Genomic DNA, 1,092 nt, shown 5'->3' with positions numbered 1-1,092 from the left:
TGTCCGTATTTGAGCTTGTTGGCAAAGTTGATTTTGGCTTCACGCATTTGTGGGAAGACCAAGGTTTCACCGCCCACCTCTTGCGTCTCTAGCGATTCAATTTTGGTCAACATGCCCGAGGTTCGAAGATAAACGTGATCGCGCTGAATGTTCGGAACGACAATGAAATCCACCCCCTCACTGCGCTTACCGCGCTCGGTATCGGTGGTGATAACACCCTCGTCACTGTCTGAGCTGATGTTTTCAACAAACTCGATAATGCGCTCTTGAGTGATGTGGTTGGTCTGATGGTTTTGTACCAATATCGTGATAGGCGTTTCCGTCGATACCTGCCCTTGCTGGTTCAATGCATTAATCAAGGCCGTAGAGCCCGACCATTTGCCGCCGCCCGTAAACGCAAAGCCAGGACTCGATGAGCCAGAAACCAAACTGGTGCCAGGAATGAAAAAGCTCAGGCTGTTGTCGCCGCCAATATCGCGAACGATATTCCAGTCAATCCCTCGGTCATGGCCAAGATTGGAGCGAAACTCAAGCACTTGCACTTCTAAGGCCACTTGGCGCGTCAGCGATTGTTTCGACTGCTCGACAAACGCCACCACTTCACGCATACGCCCTGGCGTGGTGCGTACCACTAAGCGAGACAGGGACGGCACCGCTTGCACAGAGCCCACTAAGGATTCTTGTGCATCTCCCTCTCCGGTTAAATCCGGGTCGAGTTGCAATAACGCTTCCACGCCCAATGCCACTTCTCCAAACACATCCACATCACTGCTCGATAAGGTGACGTATTGCCCGTCCACTTTTGCAGAGGCTTCCTCATCGCTGCTGCCTTCACTGTTTTCACCGCTGCCAATCTGGTCACTGAGCATCCCTGGCGGCAATTCCAGTTCAAAGGTGCGCGACACAAAGCGTTCGACGTTCAAGGTGTCCCCTTTAGGGGTGAAGCCAACATTAAGCTGACGCTCAATATCATTGAGCAATGCCGACAGTGAGCCGTCATGTTGAATACGCACGCGCGTATTCGGGCTCACGCCGGCCCCAAACCACGCTTGCTTATCAAGGGGTGACAACACATCGCTGAGTACCATGTTC

1 protein-coding gene is annotated in these 1,092 nt (G+C 52.7%); it reads right to left on the bottom strand.

Annotated elements, in window-relative coordinates; all coding sequences use genetic code 11:
- Positions 1-1,092: type II and III secretion system protein (locus tag AB6E51_RS24510; protein ID WP_372140322.1), on the bottom strand; the 1,092-nt coding region annotated here is incomplete at both ends.

The organism is Vibrio sp. 10N.247.311.47 (assembly GCF_041467535.1).
GTDB lineage: Bacteria > Pseudomonadota > Gammaproteobacteria > Enterobacterales > Vibrionaceae > Vibrio > Vibrio crassostreae_C.
This window is presented reverse-complemented; position numbering and strand designations above follow the sequence as displayed.